This window comes from Lysobacter niastensis (assembly GCF_015453285.1).
In the GTDB taxonomy this organism is placed as follows: domain Bacteria; phylum Pseudomonadota; class Gammaproteobacteria; order Xanthomonadales; family Xanthomonadaceae; genus Lysobacter_J; species Lysobacter_J niastensis.
Genome location: NZ_JADLZT010000008.1, coordinates 1 through 21,043, shown reverse-complemented (window position 1 = coordinate 21,043; position 21,043 = coordinate 1). Strand labels below are relative to the sequence as shown.

Below are 21,043 nucleotides of genomic sequence, written 5' to 3'. Positions count from 1 at the left end.
AGCCGTCATCGCCGCGTCATTGCTTCCGCCAGAGACGCGACGGGCCGGCAGTGCCGGCCCGCTGCGCATCGTTTTTGCCGTCGCTTACAGGACGTAGACGAACAGGAACAGGCCCAGCCACACCACGTCGACGAAGTGCCAGTACCAGGCCACGGCTTCGAACGCGAAGTGGTGGTCCTTGTCGAAGTGACCCTTCAGGCAGCGGAACCAGATCACCGCCAGCATGATCGTGCCGAGCGTGACGTGCGCGCCGTGGAAGCCGGTGAGCATGAAGAAGGTCGAACCGTAGATGCCCGAGCCCAGCGTCAGGTTCAGTTCCTTGTAGGCGTGGATGTACTCCTCGGCCTGGAAGAACAGGAACAGCGAACCCAGTAGGACGGTCAGGCCCAGGAACACCAGCAGCTGCTTGCGATGGCCGGCCTTCAGCGCGTGGTGCGCGATGGTGACGGTCACGCCCGAAGTCAGCAGGATCAGGGTGTTGAGCAGCGGCAGGCCCCACGCCGGGATCGTCTGGTAGACGCCACCGATCGAGCCCGGGCCGTTGCTCGGCCACGCAGCGCTGAAGCCCGGCCACAGCAGGCTGTTGGTCATCACGCCGTCGCCTTCGCCGCCGAGCCACGGCATCGCGTACTGGCGGGCGTAGAACAGCGCGCCGAAGAAGGCGCCGAAGAACATGACCTCGGAGAAGATGAACCAGATCATTCCCATGCGGAACGACGTGTCCACCTGCTTGTTGTAGTTGCCGCGCACCGACTCGCGCACGACGTCGCCGAACCAGCCGAACAGCACGCCGACCAGCAGCGCGATGCCGAAGAAGAACACCGGCTTGCCCCAGGTCGCCTCGTTGAACCAGCTGGCGATGCCGACCATCGTCGTGAACAGCGCGATCGAGCCGAGGAACGGCCAACGGCTGCTGTGCGGCACGTAGTAGATGTTGGCGTCTGGCGAATGAGCTTGGGCCATGGCGGCGTTCCGTATGAGTGCTGCGATTGCTAGGAAATGTTCGGTATCACGGTGCCGATAGCGGCGAGGCGGCCGGCTTGGCCGTGCCCTGCTGCTGAGCGGTCAACACGTCGTTCTTGAAGAAGGTGTACGACAGGGTAATCGTGTTCACGTCGGCCGGCAGGTTCGGATCGACGATGAAACGCACCGGCATGTCGCGGACCTCACCGGCCTTGAGCGTCTGCGCGGTGAAGCAGAAACATTCGGTCTTGTTGAAGAAGCCCGACGCGCGCGCCGGAGCGACCGACGGAACCGCGCTGCCGACGATGGTGCGGTCGGACGTGTTGCGGGCGTGGTAGGTCGCCTCGTACTGCTCGCCCGGCACGACCTGCATCGTGACCTTGTTGGGAGTGAACTCCCACGGCAGCTTGGAGTTGACGCCACCGTCGAACTGCACGGTGATCAGGCGCTTCGCCGCCGTGGCCCGGGCCTCGCCGACGCCTTCGGCGGCGGTGCGTTCCAGGCGGATGCCGAAGACCTTCTCGCAGGCGATCCGGTACAGCGGCACCAGCGCGAAGGTCAGCGCGAATGCGCCGATCGCGACGCCGACCATCTTGGCGAGGCCGGCACTCTTGCGTGCGTCGGACGGGCCGCTCATTTCGAGAGGATCCCGCTGGTAATGAAGATCACGTAGATGGCCACCGCGACCACCGCCACCCACAGCGCGGTGCGTCGCGCCGCCTTGCGGCGCGCTGCATCGTCGTTGCGGGGGTCGATGGTCGGGTTCATGCCAGTCTCGTCACGCAATCAGTGCGTGATGTCGCCGTGGGCCAGGTCGCCGTCCTTGATGACCGGCGGGGTGCTGAAGGTGTGGTGCGGAGCCGGGCTCGGCACGGTCCACTCCAGGCCCCTGGCGGTCGGCCACGCGCGGGCTTCGGCCTGCACGCCGGCAGCCTTCGAGCGCCACAGGATGAAGGCCATCATGAACGGCGTGACGAACATGCCGAACGCGCCGATCGAGCTCACCAGGTTCCAGTCCGCGAACACGATGTTGTAGTCCGGGATGCGGCGCGGCATGCCGGCCAGGCCCAGGAAGTGCTGCGGGAAGAACAGCAGGTTGACGAAGATCATCGTCCACCAGAAGTGGAACTTCGCCATGCCTTCGTTGTACATGCGGCCGGTCCACTTCGGCCACCAGTAGTAGACGGCGGCGATGATCGAGAACAGCGCGCCGGTCACCAGCACGTAGTGGAAATGCGCCACCACGAAGTAGGTGTCGTGGTACTGGAAGTCGGCCGGGACGATGGCGAGCATCAGGCCCGAGAAGCCGCCGATGGTGAACAGGATGACGAACGACAGCGCCCACAGCATCGGCGCCTCGAACGAGATCGAGCCGCGCCACATCGTGGTGACCCAGTTGAACACCTTCACGCCGGTCGGCACCGCGATCAGCATCGTCGCGAACATGAAGTAGATCTCGCCACCGAGCGGCATGCCGACGGTGAACATGTGGTGCGCCCACACGATGAACGAGAGAAAGGCGATCGAGGCGGTCGCGTACACCATCGCCTGGTAGCCGAACAGCGGCTTGCGGCTGAAGGTCGGGATGATCTCCGAGACCACGCCGAAGGCCGGCAGGATCATGATGTAGACCTCGGGGTGACCGAAGAACCAGAAGATGTGCTGGAACATCACCGGGTCGCCGCCGCCGGCCGCGTTGAAGAACGAGGTGGCGAAGAACTTGTCGGTCAGCAGCATCGTCACGGCGCCGGCGAGCACCGGCATCACGGCGATCAGCAGGAACGCGGTGATCAGCCAGGTCCAGCAGAAGATCGGCATCTTCAGCAGGTCCACGCCCGGGGCGCGCATGTTGAGGATGGTCGCGATGACGTTGATCGCGCCCATGATCGAGCTGATGCCCATCATGTGGATGGCGAAGATAGCAAACGCCACGTTGGAACCGCCCTGCAGCGACAGCGGCGGATACAGCGTCCAGCCGCCGGCCGGAGCGCCGCCCGGCAGGAACAGCGTCAGCAGCAGCATCGTGAAGGCGAACGGCAGGATCCAGAACGACCAGTTGTTCATGCGCGGCAGCGCCATGTCCGGCGCGCCGATCTGCAGCGGGATCATCCAGTTGGCGAGGCCGACGAAGGCCGGCATCACGCCACCGAAGATCATCACCAGCGCATGCACGGTGGTCATCTGGTTGAAGAACATCGGCTCGACGAACTGCAGGCCGGGCTTCATCAGCTCGGCACGGATCACCACCGACATGGCGGCGCCGATGATGAACATCATGAAGCTGAAGATCAGGTACAGCGTTCCGATGTCTTTGTGGTTGGTCGAGAAGAACCAACGCTCGATGAAGCCCTGCTTGTGGGCGTGGTCATCGTGGTGGTGGTCAGCGTGGGTGACGGCCATGGCCTACCTCAGAAGTAATGCGTGACGATCAACCGGCGACCGCTGCCTGCTCGGGAGCGGCAGCCGGTGCGTCGGTGTTCGGAGTTTCGGCCGGAGCGGCCTCGGCAGGAGCAGCAGCCGGAGCGGCGGCCGGGGCCGGGGCGTTCTTCGCCTTCTCGGCGGCCAGCCACTGCTGGTACTCGGCCTTCGGCACGGCCTTGACCACGATCGGCATGAAGCCATGGTCCTTGCCACACAGCTCGGCGCACTGGCCACGGTAGATGCCCGGCTGCTTAATTTCCGTCCAGGCCTCGTTGACGATGCCCGGGATGGCGTCCTGCTTCCAGCCCAGCGCCGGCACCCACCACGCGTGGATCACGTCGTCGGCGGTGATGACGAAACGGATCTTGGTGTCGGTCGGCAGCACCAGGACGTTGTCGACGTCGAGCAGGTAATGCGGGTGGTTGGCGTCGCGCGCGTCGACGCCGCTCTGGCGGATCTCGTCGCTCTTGCGGTCCAGGCGGCTGGTGAAGCCCACGTTCTCGCCGAGATAGTCGTACTTCCACATCCACTGGAAGGCGGTGACTTTCACGGTCATCTCGGAGTTGCGGGTGTCGTACATCTTGATCAGCTTGCTGGTGGCCGGGAACGCCATCAGCACCAGCAACACCACCGGCACGACGGTCCAGATCACCTCCAGCTTGGTGCTGTGGGTGAAGTCCTTGTCCGGCACCGCGCCCTTGGAGTGGCGGAACTTGAACATGGCGACGGCCATCGCACCGAACACCAGGATGCCGATGATCACGCAAACCCACAGCGCGAACATGTGCGCCTCATAGGCGTTGGCGGACTGGGCGGTGACGCCCCTGCCCATGTTCAACTGCCACGGCTTCGGATCGGCCGCCTGCGCGAACGCAAGGACCGGCAGCGCCATTGCGGCGATGCCCGCTGCCCACTGCTTGAAACGACCGACTTTCATCAGTTCGAGCCCCAAAAATCAGCTAGATAAACGATTGAGTTGCTTTGTCGCGCTCCGCGGGCTGCCTTTCCCGGCACCGGCCGCGCCGACACGCGGGGACCGTCCGAGGGAGGTGGCTGGCGAGCCCCTGACAGCGAGGGGGCCCAACACGTCAGGGCAATCCTGCCCTTGGACGCTACGGATAACCGCGAAATGGTAGCTGCGACCCCGGCGGGCGGCAACCCGCGCGATGCAGGAACCGATGGGGTACGCCTTGCAAAAACAGCTGAAAACCCCGGCCGGGCCCCGTTCCGGCGCGACAACACGGCCCGCATTCGGGCCTGCCCTGATCCCTGGAGGGCACTGAATCCGGCGGGATGCCCGCTGAAACGCCCGGGCGCGGGCCGGAAGCCGGTTGAGGCTCTAAACTAGCGGGCTTCCCCCGGCAGTCCTGATGGGCCCGATGACCACCATTGCTTCTCCCGCCGCCCGCGAGCTTTCGCCGGCGCGAACGATGCTCAGCCCCGAACTTCCCCCGTCCCCGGGCGGCCCGCGCTCGGCGATCACCGCCGGCTGGGTCCGCGACGAGGCCGCCCACGTCCGCCACCTGCTCGAGCAGGCCCGCCTGGGCGACGCAGACCGTGCCGCCGCGCAGGCCACCGCCGCGGACCTGGTGAGCCGGGTCCGCGCCCGCGCCAAGGACCAGGGCGCGATCGAGGCCTTCATGCGCCAGTACGACCTGGGCAGCGAGGAAGGGGTGCTGCTGATGTGCGTGGCCGAGGCGCTGCTGCGCATCCCCGACGAGGAGACGGCCGACAAGCTGATCCGCGACAAGCTGGGCGATGCCGACTGGAAGAAGCACATGGGCCAGTCGGACTCGATCCTGGTCAATGCCTCGACCTGGGGCCTGATGCTGACCGGCCACCTGGTCGACCTGAATGACGAGACCAAGCGCGACGTGCACAGCGCCTTCAAGCGCATGCTCGGCCGCGTCGGCGAGCCGGTGATCCGCCTGGCCGTGCGCCAGGCGATGAAGATCATGGGCCACCAGTTCGTCATGGGCCGCACCATCGGCGAGGCGCTGGCACGGTCGCAGAAGGGCGACAACGCCAACTACCGCTACTCGTTCGACATGCTCGGCGAAGGCGCGCTGACCACCAAGGACGCATTGCGCTACCTGCAGGCCTACCGCGATGCGATCCACGCGATCGGCAAGAGCGGCGCCTTCAAGGGCAAGGAGGTCTTCGGCGTGCCGTCGATCTCGGTGAAGCTCTCCGCACTGCACCCGCGCTACGAACACGCCAAGCGCGCCCGCGTGCTCGCCGAACTGTCGCCACGCGTGCTGGAACTGGCGCAGCTGGCCAAGTCCTACGGCATCGGCTTCACCATCGACGCCGAAGAGGCCGACCGCCTCGAACTCTCGCTCGACGTGATCGCCGCCGCCTACAGCGATGCCTCGCTCGACGGCTGGGAAGGCTACGGCCTGGCCATCCAGGCCTACCAGAAGCGCGCGCCGGAAGTGATCGACTTCATCGCCGACCTCGCCCGCAAGCACGGCCGCCGCATCCCGGTGCGCCTGGTCAAGGGCGCGTACTGGGACAGCGAGGTCAAGCGCGCGCAGGTCGACGGCCAGCTCGGCTATCCGGTGTTCACGCGCAAGCCGAACACCGACGTCAGCTACCTCGCCAATGCGCGTCGCATGCTCGAAGCGTCGGACGCGATCTACCCGATGTTCGCCACCCACAACGCGCAGACGATCGCGACGATTCACCAGCGCGCGAAGGCGATGGGCCGCGAGAAGCATTTCGAGTTCCAGAAGCTGCACGGCATGGGTGACGACCTGTACGCCGAAGTCATCCCGGCCAGCCGCCTCAACGCTCCGTGCCGCGTGTACGCACCGGTCGGCAGCCACGAGGACCTGCTGCCGTACCTGGTGCGCCGTCTGCTCGAGAACGGCGCCAACTCCAGCTTCGTCAACCGGATCACCGACGAAGACGTCGCCATCGACGAACTCATCCACGACCCGGTCGCGACCGTGTCGGCATTCGAATCCATTCCGCATCCGCGTATTCCGCTGCCGGTCGACCTGTACCGCAGCTTCGGCATCGACAGGACCAATTCCATGGGCATCAACCTCGCCAACGACGACCAACTGCGCGCACTCGCCGAGCAGGTCAACGCCGCCTCCCGCAACGACTGGCGCGCCGCGCCGCTGGTGCCGGGCGCGAACCTGACCGGCCCGAGCATCGCCGTCACCAACCCGGCTGACCGCCGCGAGACCGTGGGCCAGTGGCAGGCCGCCGACAGCGCCACCGTCGAACTGGCGCTGAAGAACGCCGTTGCCGCGCAGGACGCCTGGAACGCGACGCCGGCCGCCAGCCGCGCCGCGATCCTGGAGCATGCCGCCAAGATGCTCGAGGACCGCATGCCGCAGTACATCGCGATGTGCACCAAGGAGGCCGGCAAAACGATGTCCGACGGCGTCGCCGAAGTGCGCGAGGCGGTCGACTTCCTGCGCTACTACGGCGCGCAGGCGCGCAAGCTGTTCGCGCCGGAAGCATTGCCGGGCCCGACCGGCGAATCCAACACGCTGCAGATGTCCGGCCGCGGCGTGTTCGTCTGCATCAGCCCGTGGAACTTCCCGCTGGCGATCTTCCTCGGCCAGGTCTCGGCCGCGCTCGCCGCCGGCAACGCGGTGATCGCCAAGCCGGCCGAGCAGACCAACCTGATCGGCTATTACGCGGTGAAGCTGCTGCACGAAGCCGGCATTCCGGAAGCCGTGCTGCAGTTCCTGCCCGGCGACGGCGCCACCGTCGGCGCCGCGTTGACGCGCGATCCGCGCATCGCCGGCGTCGCGTTCACCGGCTCCACCGATACCGCGCGCGCGATCAACCGTGCGCTGGCCGCGCGCGACGCCGCGATCGGCGTGCTGATCGCCGAGACCGGCGGCCAGAACGCGCTGATCGCCGATTCGTCGTCGCTGCCGGAGCAGGTCGTGAAGGACGCGATCGCGTCGGCGTTCACCTCCGCCGGCCAGCGCTGCTCGGCCGCGCGCGTGCTGTTCGTGCAGGACGACATCGCCGACAAGGTCACCTCGATGCTGGGCGGCGCGATGGCCGAGCTGAAGGTCGGCGACCCGGGCCTGCTGTCGACCGACGTCGGCCCGGTGATCGACGAGGACGCGCTGGCGATGCTGAAGGAACATGCCGCGCGCATGGACAAGGAGGCCACGAAGATCGCCGAAGTCGCGCTGGACGGCGACGCCGCGCACGGCAGCTTCTTCGCACCACGTGCCTACGCGCTGAAGTCGCTGGACCAGTTGCACAAGGAGATCTTCGGGCCGGTGCTGCACGTGGTCCGCTGGAAGGCCGACCAGCTCGACAGCGTGATCGATGCAATCAACGCCACCGGCTATGGGCTGACGCTGGGCATCCACTCGCGGATCGACGAGACCGTCGAGAAGATCGCCTCGCGCATCAAGGTCGGCAACTGCTACGTCAACCGCAACCAGATCGGTGCGGTCGTCGGCGTGCAGCCGTTCGGCGGCCAGAACCTGTCCGGCACCGGCCCCAAGGCCGGCGGCCCGCATTACCTGCCTCGGTTCACCACCGAGAAGACTGTCACCGTCAACACGACGGCCGCAGGCGGTAACGCCTCGCTGCTGACGCTAGGCGACTGACGGCGCGGACTGTTCGCGTAGACAGCACGAAAAAGCCCCGCCTGACGCGGGGCTTTTTTGTGCCGGCGCGCACAGTCCCGGAAGCGGCATGGCGGACGCGGCGCTGTTCATGCTGACGCAATGACGCGTCGCTCCTGATCGCGTTGCAATATCACGCGGGACGGGTAAGTTCGTTCGAGTCTTCGGATGCGGCACGTGAGTCCGCTTCGGAGTCGATATCGCACAGGGGAAGGTCGTGGCAAAGGGAATGATGCGCCGGTTCGCACTGGCAGCCATGTTGGCTGCGGTCACGCCGATGCCCGCGATCGCAGCGCCTGCAACCGAAGTCGAGCAGCTGTTGCTGCACGCGGACCGGGCGCGCGGCACCGATCCGAATGCGTTCGCGGCAGACATGCATCGGCTCGAACGCCTCCAGCACACGGCGACTCCGGCCCAGCAGCGGCAACTGCAATTGCTCCGCGCGTATCAACAGGCCCTCACCGGTCAATACGACAAGGCCATTCGCGACGCCCGTGCGCTGTACGCGGAGGCCCCGGAAGCGGCACTGAAGTTCCGTGCCGCGCTGCTCGTGGCCAACAGCGCCGCCATCACCCGGGACTCGACGCTCGGCCTGCGTTACCTGGAAGGCGCACTTGCACTGCAGGACCGGATCGACGACCGCGACGTGCGACAGGCCGGATTCGCCGTGGCCGCGATCCTGTACAACCAGTACGGACAGTTCACGCTCGGCCGCCACTATGCGGAACTGATCCTCGCGCAGGCGCCCTCTCCCAGGAACCGCTGCATCGCCCAGCACTTGCGGATCGAGGCGATGCTGGGCCTGAAGGCGCCGGTGCGCAGCGAAGAGTTCCTCACGGCGATCGCGAACTGCAATGCCCAGCAGGAGCCGATCGCCTCCAATCTGCTGCGCGGTTACCTGGCACGTCATCTGGCGTCGCAGGGGCAGACGGTGAAGGCGATCGACCTTCTCGAGGCGCACCTGCCCGAGGTCGAAGCCACCGGTTATCCGCGCCTCATCGGTGAGGTCCATGGCCTGCTGGCCGAGTACAACCTGTCGGCTGGCCGCATCGCAGCCGCCGAAGCCCATGCCCGCCAGGCACTGGCGAAAGGCGGCAACGGCACCTATACGCTTCCGCTGGTCACCGCGCACAAGGTGCTCTATGCATCCGCCCTCCGGCGCGGCGACCTGGCGACCGCCCTGGACGAATATCGCCAGTACGCCGACACCGACAAGGCCCGCCTGGACGACGTGAAGGCGCGCGAGTTCGCCTTCCAGGTGAGCCGCCACGAGTTGCAGCAGAAAAACCAGGCCATCGCGCTGCTGAGCCAGCAGAACGAAGTGCTCAGGCTGCAGCAGGAAGTGGAGAAGCGGAACGCACAGAACTCGCGGCTGCTGCTGGCGCTTCTGGCAGTCGTGCTCGCATCCGTGGGCTTCTGGGTCTACAGGGTCAAGCGTGCGCACAGTGCGCTGCGTCGCCTGGCGCATGCCGATGCCGTAACCGGCATCAGCAACCGCGGCCACTTCCGCCAGCACGCGATGGCGATGCTGGCGCAATGCCAGGCACGTGGCGAGCCGGTAGGCGCGATCGTGTTCGACCTGGACGACTTGAAGGCCATCAACGACCACCTCGGCCACACCGGTGGCGATCACGTGCTGCAGCAGGTTGCGAAGGCCTGCCTCACACACTGCCGCCCGAGCGACTGCTTCGGCCGGCTGGGCGGTACGGAGTTCGGCATGATCCTGCTCGGCCGCGACCTCGCCGCCACCCGGCTCGTCGCCGAGCAGTGCCACGAGAGCCTGGCCGCGATAGACACGACGGCACTCGGCGCGCACCTCACCGTTTCCGCGAGCTTCGGTTGCACCAGCTCAGCCGAATCCGGCTATGACTTCGAGCGGATACTGGCGCAAGCCGATCACGCGCGCGACAGACGCGAGCGCGACGATTTGGCTGCGCTTTATCCGGAAGCCATTGCGTCCAGGCAAGACGTGCCAGCACCGATGTGAATCGGCACCGGAACGGCGCGATGGTTCTCCTGCTTCGCAACGGGAGCGCACAAAAAAAGCCCCGCCGAAGCGGGGCTTTTTCGTGTTGCGGTGTTGCGCTCGATCAGAACTTGTACTGGGCCGACAGGCCGTACAGGTTGGCATGACCGTCGAACGGACCGACCAGGTGCGAGCCGCTGGCGGTGATGTCGACTTCCGGCGAATCCGGCTCGATGCGGGTGTAGCCGAAGTTCAGCTCCAGCGCTTCGGTGGCCTGCCAGCTGGCGCCGATCGAGTACCAGGTGCGGTCGTCGTCGGGCAGGCGCGGCGTGCGGGTTTCGATGTGGGTCGGGGTTTCGTCGTAAGCGACGCCGGCGCGGAAGGTCCACGCGTCGTTGAACTTGAACTCGCCGCCCAGCGACATGAACTCGGTGTCGCGCCACTCGAACGGCTCGACCGAATCCGGGTCCGGGTTCTGGAAGTCGATGCGCACTTCGCGCAGCGATTCCCAGCCGGTCTCGGCCCACGTCGCCATCATCGCGAAGCGGTCGGTGAAGTCGTAACGGATGTCGACGCTGGTGACCGACGGGGTGGTCAGCTTGGCGGTCACGGCGCCGTCCTGGAACAGCGGGCGCGTGGTCGGGCTGGCACTGAATACGGCGGCGACGTTGCCCGGCACGGTCCAGTCGACGGTGCCCTGCAGCTCGTAGTCGATCTCGGAGCGGTAGCTCAGGCCGATGGCCAGCTTGTCGGTCGGGCTGAAGTTGGCACCGACGGTCCAGCCGAAGCCGTTGTCGTCGCCCTGCACATTGGCGAAGCCGTCAGCCGCCTGCGGGCGGGCGAACGGCAGCGGACGCGTGGCCGGGTTGGAGAACAGCAGCGTGCCGAAGTCGACCGACTTGGACAGGGTCACGTCGGCGTGCGAGTAGATCATGCCGAGGCCGACCGAGAAGCGGTCCGGCACGATGTCGATCGCGGCGGCCAGGGTCAGGTCGACGATCTTCACGTCGGAGGTGTGGGCAAAATAGCGGCCCTGCCAGCCGTCGTCGTACTCGGTCTTCAGGCCGAACGGGGCGCTGATCATCGCGCCGAAGGCCAGGCCGTTGTCGAGCTTGTGGATCACCGACATCGCCGGCACGGCCGAGATGTCGCCGGCGTCGCCGCCGTTGCCACCGGTCAGCGGGCGGCCGAGCGCGTCGGTGCCCGTGCCCTGGAATTCGTAGCTGAGGTCGATTGCGGTCGCGTCGACCTGGAAGGTGGTGCCTTCAAAGCGGGCCATCGTCGCGGCGTTGTTCACGACCACGGAGCCGTCGGTCTCGTTGACGCCGGCACCGGCGAACGCGGCACCCATGCCCTTGACGCTGTTTTCCTTGAGCTGGAAACCCGAAGCGTGGACCTGGCCCAGGGTCAGCGCGCCGGCGATGCCGAGCGCAAGCGCCGTCAGGCGCGTGAAGCGGTGCTGCTGCATGCGTGTACTCTCCGATGAACTAATAGTTATGGTCTTGCGCGGCGCGTCCGCCCGGCCCCCTGATGCGGGCCTGGCATGCCCATCAACGTGGAACCGGCGCGCGCCGGAAACCCCTCCCGACGTACGACGCCGTATGCACTATAGCGCGGGGGTTAACCCAACGCTAACAATAGGCGGACGGCCCGCAAGCTACCGTCCCCCCATGACGCCACGCCCCTGCCATCGGTCCCGGTCCGCTTCCTGCCTCGCCACGGCGGGTGCCTGACCGTGTTCGTCGCGATCCCGTCCCGCGAGAAAGCGCCGCTCCGCTGGGCCACGCCATTGCTGTTCATGGCGCTGTGGCTCTGCTTCATCGGGTCGGCCGTGCTGCCGGACCCCGAGCAGCGCCGGTTGATGCTGGACTGGGGCACGCTGTCGGGCGGCCTCACCGACCCCGCCGACTGGTGGCCTGCGATCCGCAGCGGCCGCGTGCTGCGCCTGGTCACCGCGCTGTTCCTCCATGCCGACTGGGCTCACCTGCTGGGCAACCTGGTGTTCCTGCTGATCTTCGGCCTGCCCGCCGAACGCGCGATGGGTCCGTTGCGCTTCCTGGCCCTGTTCCTGCTGGGCGGAGCCGTCGCCAACCTGGCCGCCGCGATCATGATCGGCACGCCCGACCGCCTGATCATCGGGGCCAGCGGCGCGGTGTCGGCGTTGATCGGCGCCTACCTGGCGCTTTTTCCGGGCGCGAAACTGGGCGTGGTGGTGCCGCTGGGGTTGTTCCTGCAGTTCGTCAAAGTGCCGGCCGCGCTGCTGATCGGCATCTGGGCGGCGCTGCAGCTGGTGTTTACCTACATCGGCCCGGCCTTCGGTGCGGTGGCGTGGTCCGCGCACTTGGCCGGCTTCGCATTCGGCGGTCTCTTCGCACTGGCCGCGCGCGCAGGCATCGCGCGCCGGCTGCGGCGCAGTCGCGGGTTCTGACCAGCCACTTGCAGCGCGGTGTGCCCGCCCCCATTGCGATGCTGTTCCCGCACGACATCCTCCGTCCGCAATGGCCAAGACGCTCTACAAGGTCACCTTTTTCAACGCCGGCAAGATCTATGAGCTCTATGCCCGCCACGTCGGATCCGGCGCGCTGTGGGGCTTCACCGAGGTCGGCGAACTGGTGTTCGACGTGCACGACGGCGTGGTGATCGATCCGACCGAGGAGCGCCTGCGCGACGAGTTCGGCAACACCCGCGTCCTGCACCTGCCGATGCAGAGCATCGTGCGCATAGAGGAAGTCGAGCGTAAGGGCCAGTCGGCCATCCGCGATGCCGCCACCGGCGAGAGAGTGGTCACGCCGTTCCCGCTGCCGGCGAAGCCGCGGTGACCTAGGCTGCGCCTGGGTCACCCCCAAAGTTCGCAGCGCGAACTTCGGGCCCCGGCCAGTACGCTTCCACACCCCGCCCTTTCGCGCCTACGGCGCGAACCGCCCCCTAACTTAGGGGGCTAGGGGAAGCGCAATTTCTTAGCGGCTGGTCGACGGCTTCGGCGCGCTCGCCACCGGCGGCTTTTTCAGCTCGGCCAGCGCAGCGGTGATCGGCGCATCGCCGTCGAGCACGTCGCCGGCATTGGCGCCGGGCAGGTCCTCGCCGTCGCCACGCAGGTGGCCGGGCAGGCTCGCCTCGGACAGGTTGCGCACGCGCTCGGCTTCGTCCTTGCCCGGGTGCAGCACGACATCGGGCGCGATGCCCAGCGCCTGGATCGACTTGCCGCTGGGCGTGTAGTAACGCGCCGTGGTCAGCTTCACCGAGTCGCCGTTGTCGAGCGGCAGTACCGTCTGCACAGACCCCTTGCCGAACGTGCGGCTGCCGACGATGCGGGCGCGGTTGTTGTCGCGCAGCGCGCCGGCGAGGACTTCCGACGCGCTCGCCGAACCGGCATCGACCAGCACCACCAGCGGCGCGCCATCGAGCTTGTCGCCGGGCGTTGCGCCGAACTCGGCGTCGCTGATGGCGATGCGGCCACGGGTGCTGACGATCTTTCCGGAGTCCAGCAGGTCGTCGGCGATCTGCACGGCGGCGGTCAGCAGGCCGCCGGGGTTGCTTCGCAGGTCGATCACGAGGCCGCGCAGCTTGCCGCCGGCCTGTGCTTCGAGCTTGTCGAGCTGGCGTTCGAAGTCCGCGGCGGTATCGGCCTGGAAGGCGCTCACCCGGACGTAGCCGTAGCCGGGTTCGAGCATCCGGCTGCGGACACTGGCGATGCGGATCGTCTCGCGCTGCACGGTGATGTCAAAGGGCTTGTCGCGGCCTTCGCGCACGATGGTCAGCGTGACTTTGGTACCCGCCGCGCCACGCAGCGGCCCGGAGCTGTCGCCCTCGTCGGCCTTGAACGGCTTGCCGTCGATCGCGGTGATCACGTCGCCGGCCTTGATGCCCGCGCGCGCCGCCGGGGTTTCGTCGATCGGCGCGATGACGCGCAGGCTGCCGTCGGGTTGGCGCAGCAGTTCGACGCCGATGCCGTCGTAGGCACCGCGCGACTGTTCCTCGAAGTTCTCGGCGTCGCTCTTTTCCAGGTAGACGCTGTGCGGGTCGAGATCGAACAGCAGGCCGCGGATCGCCGAGTGCATCAGCTTGCGGTCTTCGACCGGCTCGACGTAGGCCTGCTTGACCGCGTTGTAGACCGAGACGTAGCGGCGGATCTCGTCCAGCGGCACCTTCGAGGACTCATCGTCCACGGCAGCCTCCCTGGCCCGCACGGCCGCTGCCGCGGGAAGTTCCTGCGCCAGCGCCGGGAGCGTCGCGAGCGTGGCGACGCCGAACAGCAAGGGAGCCAGTAGACGCTTGGACATGCAGCTCTCCGCGGGTATCACTTGATGGATAACGCACGATGGACCGCGTGCGGCCATCGTGGTTCCGATTATGGACACAACCCGTGCGGCGCCGGCACAAGTTTCGTTAAGACCGTGACCGCATTCAGCACCCGACAGGACAGAGTGCGGGAAAGCGCGCGCTGACGTCAGCGGCGCAGCCAGGTGCCGGGATTGACCGGCTGGCCGTTGCGGCGCAATTCGAAATACAGCGCCGGCCGGCCGCTTCCGCCGGAACTTCCGACCGTGGACACGGTGTCGCCACGCCGGACCGCATCGCCCACGTCCTTGAGCAGCGCATCGTTATGCGCGTACAGGCTCATGTAGCCGTTGCCGTGGTCGACGATCAGCAGCAGGCCATAGCCGGTCATCCATTCGGCGTAGACGACCTGGCCGTCGGCGACCGCCTTGACCGGAGCGCCAGCGGGCGCTGCGATCAGCAACCCTTCGCTGCCGCGGCCGTCCGGCAGCCGCGCGCCGTAGCCGGCCAGCAGCGAACCCGACAACGGCCACCCCAGACCGCCCACCTGCGGCGCCGCGGCGACTACCGCCGGCGCGCGCGGTGCGGTGGCCTTGCCGGCGCCGGCCGGTTGCCGCTCGATCTTGGCGGCGGCGGCCTTGCGCTGCGCTTCGGCGCGTGCGGCGGTATCGCGCAGGCGCTTGAGCAATTGCTGCAGGCCCTCCGCATCCCGGCCGAGTTCGCGCTCGCGGGTGCTGCTGTCCTGGTAGCGCGTGTCGAGTTTTGACACCAGGCGCGCGCGCGTCTTGCGATCGCTTTCGAGTTGGTTGAGCTGACGGCGCTGGTCGGCGCGCGTGCTCTGCAAGGCCTCCTGGCGGGCCGCGATCTCGCGCTCGACGGCGCTGAGGTTCTCGAGATCCGCGGTCAGCGTGGCGATGCGCTGGGCACGGTCGGCCTGCAGGTAGCGGTGATACGTCAGGAGCCGACCGCTGTCGGCGACACGATCCTGCGCCAGCATCACCTTCAGGGGCGCGTCCTCGCCCTGCTGGTAGGCCGCACGCAGCAGGCGCGCCAGTTCCTCTCGTTGCGCTCCCAGGCGCGCTTCCATCTGCTGGCGCTGCGCCTGCAACTGCGCGAGCGAGGCCTGCTCGCTGGCGATGCGCTGCTCGACGCTGCGCAAGCCGCGGCTGGACCGGCCGACCTGTTCGTCGGCCTCGCGCAACTGCCGCGTAGCCTCGCCGCGCTGGCCTTCGATCCTGCGGCGCTCGGCCGCGACTTCGTTGAGCTCGCGCTGCACCTTCTCCAGCCGACGCTCGGCGTCGCGACTGTTCTGTGCGGCGACCGGCGACGCCAGTGACAGGACCAGCGCCATGGCCAGGCCCATCGTCGCAACTGGCGCGCTCGGTGTCGGCATCAGGCGGTATGCGTCGCTTCCAGCAGGCTCGATCCGCTCATCTCCGCGGGTTGCGGCACGCCGAGCAGGTCGAGGATGGTCGGCGCGACGTCGCGCAGGGCGCCACCGCTGCGCAGCGTCGCGGGACGCGGACCGTAGTAGACGAACGGCACCGGGCCCACGGTGTGAGCGGTGTGGGGCTGTCCGGTCTGGGGATCGCGCATCATCTCCAGATTGCCGTGGTCGGCGGTGATCAGCAATGCGCCGCCGGTGTCGTGCACAGCCTGCGCGACCGCGCCAATGGCGATGTCCACTGCTTCGGCGGCCTTGATCGCCGCGGCGATGTCGCCGGTGTGCCCAACCATGTCGGGGTTGGCGATATTGCAGATCGCCACGTCGATATCGCCGGAGCGGATCGCCGCAGTCAGTTTTTCGGTGACCTCGGGACAGCTCATTTCCGGCTGCAGGTCGTAGGTCGCGACCCGCGGGCTCGGCACGAGGATTCGGGTCTCGCCGTCGTACGGCTCCTCGCGGCCGCCGCTGAAGAAGAACGTCACGTGCGCGTACTTCTCGGTTTCGGCGATGCGCAGCTGCTTCAGGCCCTTTTCGGCGAGCACTTCACCGAGCGTGTTGCGCAGGTCGTCGGGGGCGAACGCCAGCGGCGCCGGCAGCTTGGCGTCGTACTCGGTCAGGCAGACGAAGCGCGACAGCGCCGGACGGCGCACGCCGCCCTCGTCGGGATGGCCGAAGCCGGCGAAGTTCGGCGCGACGAACGCAGCCGTCAGCTGGCGCGCACGGTCGGCGCGGAAGTTCATGAACACCACGGCATCGCCATCGCGCATCGGCGTGCTGCCGGCGATGACGGTCGGGGCGACGAACTCGTCGGTCTCGCCGCGCGCATAGGCTTCGTGCAATGCGGTGAGCGCATCGGCCGCGACATGCGGGCTCTGCGCGTCGACGATCGCGTCCCAGGCGCGGCGCATGCGGTCCCACCGCTGGTCGCGGTCCATCGCGTAATAACGGCCGCTGACGCTGGCGATGTGGGCGTTGCCGGCCCGGTCGCAGGCCTGCTGCAGGCGCACCAGGCTCGGCTCGGCCGACTTGGGCGGCATGTCGCGGCCGTCGAGGAAGGCATGCACGGCGACCTGGCCCACGCCTTCGCGGCGAGCAAGATCGATCATCGCGAAGATGTGGTTCTCGTGGCTGTGCACGCCGCCCGGCGACATCAGCCCCATCAGGTGCAGCGTGCCACCGGTGGCCTTGGCGTCGGCGCAGGCGGCGCGGAGCTCGGCATTCGCGAAGAAGCTGCCGTCTTCGATCGCGGCATCGATCCGGGTCAGGTCCTGGTAGACGATGCGGCCGGCACCGAGGTTCATGTGACCGACCTCGGAGTTGCCCATCTGCCCGTCGGGCAGGCCGACATGGCGGCCTTCAGTATGGATCAGCGTATGCGGCGCGCGACCGAGCAGCGCATGCCAGTTGGGCAGGTTGGCCTGGGCCAGGGCGTTGTCGGTCGGGTCTTCACGATGGCCCCAGCCGTCGAGGATCAGCAGGACAACGGGCTTGGGACGCACGGAGGAAACGGGCACGAGAGGGATTCCAGTTACAGTGGGGATGACGTGACTTCGGGCAGGCGCCCGGACCGGCATTGGCTGCGATTGTAGCGAAGCGGTGTAAACCGATGCCGCCCTGGCTGCATCCATGGATACAAAGCCCACACCACAAGCCCGACCCATTCGGCCCGCCCCAAATCGGAAACCCCAAACGATGCGCATCCGCTCCGTACTCGCCGTTTCGCTCGCCCTGGCCCTGGCCGCACCGGCCGCCTTCGCCGCCCAGGACATCGACAAGGTCAATGGCAGCATCACCGTCGACGCCGGCCAGGAAGCCGGTGACCTCGACACCGTCAATGGCAGCATCCGGATCGGCGCCGGCGCCCGTACCGGCGATGCCGAGACCGTCAACGGCAGTATCACCGTCGCCGACGACGTGCAGGCCGGCGGCCTGTCCACGGTCAACGGCAGCATCAAGGTCGGCACCAACGGCCGCGTCAGCCACGGCGTGGAGACCGTCAATGGCGGCATCTACGTCGATCGCGGCGGCGTCATCGGCGGCGGTGTCGAAACCGTCAACGGCGCCATCGGCCTGGTCGGCACGCAGGTGGGCGGGGGCATCGACACCGTCAACGGCGACGTCACGGTTGGCGCCGATTCCCACGTGAAGGGCGGCCTGCACTACTCCAAGCCCAGCCGCCAGTTGTTCTCGACGAGCAACCGCGACCCGCGCGTCGTGATCGGCCCGAACGCCCGCGTCGACGGCCCGCTGGTGTTCGAGCGCAAGGTCACGCTGTACGTGCACAACACCGCCCGCGTCGGCGCGGTGACCGGTGCCACGGCGGTCAGCTACACCGGCGCCCTGCCTCCCGCCGAATAAGGCACATCCCAAGGCGCGCGCCGGCACGGTGCGGCGCGCGTTTACGGACATAGAATGGCCCGTCGCCGGCACCGGCGAGATTCCGAACCGGAGGGCCCATGTCTCGTTCCACCCGTCTTACCGCGCTCGCGGGCCTGGTCGTACTGACCGCCTGTTCGCAGCCGTCCGCACCGCCCAGCCAGGCCGCCACGGCCCCGGCACCGGCAGGCGCTCCCGCAGCCCCGCATGCCTTCGACGCCTCGATCAACGCCGCCGATTTCGGCGAACTGGTCAGCCGCCTGGCATCGGACGAGTTCGAAGGCCGCGCGCCTGGCAGCCCGGGCGAGGACAAGAGCGTGGAATACATCAAGGCGCAGTTCGAGCGCCTTGGCCTGAAGCCCGGCAACAACGGCAGCTATTTCCAGACCGTGCCGATGGTGGAAACCACCGCCGACGAAACCACCGCGCTGAAGCTCGACGTGAAGGGCCAGCCGCGCGAGCTGAAGTTCGGTACCGACATGGTCGTCGGCACGCGCACCGGCAAGTCGGAAGTGAAGGTGGACGGCAGCGACCTCGTCTTTGTCGGCTACGGCGTCAACGCGCCCGAGCAGCACTGGAACGACTACGCCGGCGTCGACGTGAAGGGCAAGACGGTCGTGATGTTCGTCAACGATCCCGGCTTCCACAGCCAGGACGAGAAGCTGTTCGAAGGCAAGCGGATGACCTACTACGGCCGCTGGACCTACAAGTTCGAAGAGGCCGCGCGCCAAGGCGCCGCCGCCGCGCTGATCATCCACGACAACGAAGGCGCGTCCTACGGTTGGGACGTGGTCAAGAACTCCTGGTCGGGCGCGCAGTTCGACCTGCCGGCCAAGGACGATCCGGATCCGCGCCTGCCGGTGCAGGGCTGGCTGACCGGCGACGCCGCGCGACGCCTGCTGGCCGATCTCGGCCAGGACCTGGACAAGCTCTACCAGGCGGCCAACAAGCCCGGCTTCAAGGCCATTGCGTTGCCGGCCAAGCTGTCGGTGGACCTGAAGAGCACGATCAGCGAGAAATCGTCGCGCAACGTCGTCGCGATGCTGCCGGGTGCCAAGCGCCCCGACGAGGCGATCGTCTACATGGCGCACTGGGATCACCTCGGCAACCACGCCCACGAGGCCGACGAACACGGCGCGGCATCCACCGGCACCGAGACCGACACGATCTACAACGGCGCGATCGACAACGCGACCGGCGTGGCCGGCATCCTCGAAATCGCCGAAGCCTTCAGCAAGCAGACGCCGCCGCCGGACCGCTCGCTGCTGTTCCTCGCGGTCACGCTGGAGGAATCGGGCCTGCTCGGATCCAAGTACTACGTCGCGCACCCGTCCGTGCCGCTGGACAAGACCGTGGCCGTGATCAATCTCGACGCGATGCCGGTGATCGGCAAGGCGCGCGACATGACCGTGGTCGGCTATGGCAGTTCGCAGCTGGAAGACATCCTCAAGCGTTTCGCCGACAGCCAGGGCCGCGTGCTGCATCCGGAAGCCACGCCGCAGGACGGCTTCTACTTCCGCTCCGACCACTTCAACTTCGCCAAGGCCGGCGTGCCCGCGCTGTACGCCAAGGGCGGCGACGACCTGATTGACGGCGGCACTAACGCCGGCCGCCAGGCGCAGATGGACTACCGCGACCACCGCTATCACAAGCCCGGAGATGAGTACGACGCAGGCTGGAAGATGGACGGCGTCGTGCAGGACCTGGAAGCGCTGTATGGCGTCGGGCGCGACCTCGCCGGAAACGAACAGTGGCCGACGTGGTACGAAAGCAACGCCTTCCGCGCCGCTCAGCAGAAACTGCGGCCGACATCGGCCAAGTGATGCAGGCGGGATGACCGCCAGGCATGAGGCCATGACGACGGCGCCTTCGGGCGCCGTCGTCGTTTTCGGCTAGGCTGTGCGCCATTCCAGGCAGGAACAACGACGATGCTGGCCATTGCCTACGGTTGTGTGTTGATCGCCGCACTGCTGCCCTACATCTGGGTCGTCGTCGCCAAGACCAGCGGCCAGCGCTACAACAACCGGGATCCGCGAGCCTGGCAAGCGCGTCAGGAGAGCCCGGTTTGCAACCGTGCCAATGCGGCGCACCTCAACAGCTTTGAAGCGTTTGCGCCCTTCGCTGCAGGCGTGATCATGGCGCAACTGGCGCAGGTACCGGCCGAACGCATCGCCGTCTTGTCCGTCGCATTCGTCGTGCTGCGCGTCGCATACGGGCTGCTCTATGTCGGCAACCGTCACCTGCTGCGCAGTCTCGTCTGGACCCTGGCGCTTGCCTGCGTGCTGGCTTTGCTGGTGATGGCAATGCTCGGCGTGGCGACCGCCGCCCCTTGAATGCTCAGATCGCGTGATGCCGTGAATATCGAACAAAGCCTGGCCGGTTTGGCCGATACCCTGAAACACGAAGGCTTTCGCTTCGTCGATGGCGATGCGCTACGACCACTGCTCGAGCAGCATCAGGCACTGGATGACTGGCCGGAGTTCGCCGCCAGTTGGGACCGGCTCGAACCGGATGCGTACCTGGCCCAGGTCGGCCGCCATCGCCGGCGCCGCCACGCCGTGTTTTCTGCAGAACGCGCCGGGCCGATGGTTCTGGAACCACATCAGCCGCATTACCAGAGCCTGAAGTACAACCCGCTGCAGGGCGACATCGAACGCTGGTTCGAACCGATCGAAGCCGACGTCGGGAACAGCGTCTGCCTTCGCGCGATCCTCGAGTTCACCCGCGACCTGTTCGGCCGCTTGGCACCTGAGACGAGCCAGTGGCACGTCGAGGTGCATCAGTTCCGCATCGAAGCGCGTCCGGGTGAGCCCGGCATGCCGACGCCCGAAGGCGTGCATCGCGATGGCGTCGACTACGTCCTGGTCCTGCTGATCGACCGGTCCAACATTCTCAGCGGCACGACGACGATCCACGATGATCAGGGGCGGCAACTGGGCAGCTTCACGCTGACGCAGGCGCTGGATGCGGCGCTGGTCG

At 67.3% G+C, this 21,043-nt stretch carries 16 protein-coding genes and 1 pseudogene; 8 read left to right on the top strand and 9 right to left on the bottom strand.

What is annotated here, in order from left to right:
• Positions 1–84 precede the first annotated feature (84 nt).
• From IU514_RS14510 to coxB, 5 genes are read right to left on the bottom strand one after another with little or no spacing between them, the layout of a single operon-like run.
• Positions 85–963: a cytochrome c oxidase subunit 3 gene (locus IU514_RS14510; RefSeq protein ID WP_194931858.1), complete on the bottom strand. Its 879-nt coding sequence runs from the start codon at positions 961–963 to the stop codon at positions 85–87.
• Positions 964–1,009: 46 nt separating this feature from the next.
• Positions 1,010–1,600, bottom strand: coding sequence for a cytochrome c oxidase assembly protein (locus IU514_RS14505; protein ID WP_194931857.1), 591 nt, complete (start codon positions 1,598–1,600; stop codon positions 1,010–1,012).
• Positions 1,597–1,731 (bottom strand): hypothetical protein, encoded by a 135-nt coding sequence (locus IU514_RS19110; RefSeq protein WP_267464044.1) that lies wholly within the window; start codon positions 1,729–1,731, stop codon positions 1,597–1,599. Before IU514_RS19110 ends, IU514_RS14505 begins: the two co-directional genes overlap by 4 nt.
• A gap of 18 nt (positions 1,732–1,749) precedes the next feature.
• Positions 1,750–3,363 (bottom strand): cytochrome c oxidase subunit I, encoded by a 1,614-nt coding sequence (ctaD, locus tag IU514_RS14500; RefSeq protein ID WP_194931856.1) that lies wholly within the window; start codon positions 3,361–3,363, stop codon positions 1,750–1,752.
• 28 nt (positions 3,364–3,391) lie between these two features.
• Positions 3,392–4,276 (bottom strand): cytochrome c oxidase subunit II, encoded by an 885-nt coding sequence (coxB, locus tag IU514_RS14495; RefSeq protein WP_228760772.1) that lies wholly within the window; start codon positions 4,274–4,276, stop codon positions 3,392–3,394.
• Between the two features lie 487 nt (positions 4,277–4,763).
• On the opposite strand from coxB, the gene putA reads away from it, so the two are divergent.
• On the top strand, positions 4,764–7,979 hold the full coding sequence (putA, locus tag IU514_RS14490; RefSeq protein WP_228760759.1) for a bifunctional proline dehydrogenase/L-glutamate gamma-semialdehyde dehydrogenase PutA: 3,216 nt from the start codon (positions 4,764–4,766) through the stop codon (positions 7,977–7,979).
• A gap of 247 nt (positions 7,980–8,226) precedes the next feature.
• Positions 8,227–9,984, top strand: coding sequence for a GGDEF domain-containing protein (locus tag IU514_RS14485; protein ID WP_194931853.1), 1,758 nt, complete (start codon positions 8,227–8,229; stop codon positions 9,982–9,984).
• Between the two features lie 103 nt (positions 9,985–10,087).
• Here the strand turns inward: IU514_RS14485 and IU514_RS14480 are convergent, their stop codons facing one another.
• Entirely contained in the window at positions 10,088–11,431 is a 1,344-nt protein-coding gene (locus IU514_RS14480) for an OmpP1/FadL family transporter (RefSeq protein ID WP_194931852.1), read from the bottom strand.
• Positions 11,432–11,698: 267 nt separating this feature from the next.
• Between IU514_RS14480 and IU514_RS14475 the strand changes: the two genes are divergently transcribed.
• Together IU514_RS14475 and IU514_RS14470 are read left to right on the top strand one after the other, a co-directional pair.
• Positions 11,699–12,391 carry a rhomboid family intramembrane serine protease gene (locus IU514_RS14475; protein WP_194931851.1) on the top strand — a complete coding sequence of 231 codons (693 nt, stop codon included), beginning with the start codon at positions 11,699–11,701 and terminating at the stop codon, positions 12,389–12,391.
• Positions 12,392–12,461: 70 nt separating this feature from the next.
• The gene (locus IU514_RS14470; protein WP_194931850.1) at positions 12,462–12,782 is read left to right on the top strand and encodes a DUF1820 family protein; all 321 of its coding nucleotides are present in this window, start codon (positions 12,462–12,464) and stop codon (positions 12,780–12,782) included.
• Positions 12,783–12,947: 165 nt separating this feature from the next.
• Here IU514_RS14470 and IU514_RS14465 read toward each other — a convergent pair.
• From IU514_RS14465 to gpmI, 3 genes and pseudogenes are all read right to left on the bottom strand, one after another.
• A pseudogene (locus tag IU514_RS14465) lies at positions 12,948–14,243 on the bottom strand (S41 family peptidase); the annotation flags it as partial.
• 167 nt (positions 14,244–14,410) lie between these two features.
• The gene (locus IU514_RS14460; protein ID WP_228760758.1) at positions 14,411–15,634 is read right to left on the bottom strand and encodes a murein hydrolase activator EnvC family protein; all 1,224 of its coding nucleotides are present in this window, start codon (positions 15,632–15,634) and stop codon (positions 14,411–14,413) included.
• Positions 15,634–17,202: a 2,3-bisphosphoglycerate-independent phosphoglycerate mutase gene (gene gpmI, locus IU514_RS14455; protein WP_324187849.1), complete on the bottom strand. Its 1,569-nt coding sequence runs from the start codon at positions 17,200–17,202 to the stop codon at positions 15,634–15,636. The genes IU514_RS14460 and gpmI overlap by 1 nt, the downstream gene beginning before the upstream one ends.
• A gap of 178 nt (positions 17,203–17,380) precedes the next feature.
• Here gpmI and IU514_RS14450 point away from each other — a divergent pair, with 178 nt between their 5' ends.
• The 4 genes from IU514_RS14450 to IU514_RS14435 all read left to right on the top strand — a co-directional run.
• A complete protein-coding gene (locus IU514_RS14450; protein WP_194931847.1) occupies positions 17,381–18,046 on the top strand; it encodes a hypothetical protein in 666 nt (221 codons plus the stop codon).
• A gap of 98 nt (positions 18,047–18,144) precedes the next feature.
• On the top strand, positions 18,145–19,887 hold the full coding sequence (locus tag IU514_RS14445) for a M28 family metallopeptidase (protein WP_194931846.1): 1,743 nt from the start codon (positions 18,145–18,147) through the stop codon (positions 19,885–19,887).
• A gap of 105 nt (positions 19,888–19,992) precedes the next feature.
• A complete protein-coding gene (locus IU514_RS14440; RefSeq protein WP_228760757.1) occupies positions 19,993–20,397 on the top strand; it encodes an MAPEG family protein in 405 nt (134 codons plus the stop codon).
• A 21-nt stretch (positions 20,398–20,418) separates the two neighbouring features.
• A partial coding sequence (locus IU514_RS14435) for a 2OG-Fe dioxygenase family protein (protein ID WP_425492010.1) occupies positions 20,419–21,043 on the top strand: 625 nt, incomplete at its 3' end.

What these genes read in the sequence shown, in the direction of transcription:
- IU514_RS19110 (WP_267464044.1), bottom strand. Translation starts at nt 1,731, where the DNA reads ATGAACCCGACCATCGACCCCCGCAACGACGATGCAGCGCGCCGCAAG.
- coxB (WP_228760772.1), bottom strand. Translation starts at nt 4,276, where the DNA reads ATGGCGCTGCCGGTCCTTGCGTTCGCGCAGGCGGCCGATCCGAAGCCG.
- ctaD (WP_194931856.1), bottom strand. Translation starts at nt 3,363, where the DNA reads ATGGCCGTCACCCACGCTGACCACCACCACGATGACCACGCCCACAAG.
- IU514_RS14460 (WP_228760758.1), bottom strand. Translation starts at nt 15,634, where the DNA reads ATGCCGACACCGAGCGCGCCAGTTGCGACGATGGGCCTGGCCATGGCG.
- IU514_RS14440 (WP_228760757.1), top strand. Translation starts at nt 19,993, where the DNA reads ATGCTGGCCATTGCCTACGGTTGTGTGTTGATCGCCGCACTGCTGCCC.
- IU514_RS14485 (WP_194931853.1), top strand. Translation starts at nt 8,227, where the DNA reads ATGATGCGCCGGTTCGCACTGGCAGCCATGTTGGCTGCGGTCACGCCG.
- IU514_RS14445 (WP_194931846.1), top strand. Translation starts at nt 18,145, where the DNA reads ATGTCTCGTTCCACCCGTCTTACCGCGCTCGCGGGCCTGGTCGTACTG.
- IU514_RS14450 (WP_194931847.1), top strand. Translation starts at nt 17,381, where the DNA reads ATGCGCATCCGCTCCGTACTCGCCGTTTCGCTCGCCCTGGCCCTGGCC.
- IU514_RS14505 (WP_194931857.1), bottom strand. Translation starts at nt 1,600, where the DNA reads ATGAGCGGCCCGTCCGACGCACGCAAGAGTGCCGGCCTCGCCAAGATG.
- putA (WP_228760759.1), top strand. Translation starts at nt 4,764, where the DNA reads ATGACCACCATTGCTTCTCCCGCCGCCCGCGAGCTTTCGCCGGCGCGA.
- IU514_RS14470 (WP_194931850.1), top strand. Translation starts at nt 12,462, where the DNA reads ATGGCCAAGACGCTCTACAAGGTCACCTTTTTCAACGCCGGCAAGATC.
- IU514_RS14510 (WP_194931858.1), bottom strand. Translation starts at nt 963, where the DNA reads ATGGCCCAAGCTCATTCGCCAGACGCCAACATCTACTACGTGCCGCAC.
- IU514_RS14480 (WP_194931852.1), bottom strand. Translation starts at nt 11,431, where the DNA reads ATGCAGCAGCACCGCTTCACGCGCCTGACGGCGCTTGCGCTCGGCATC.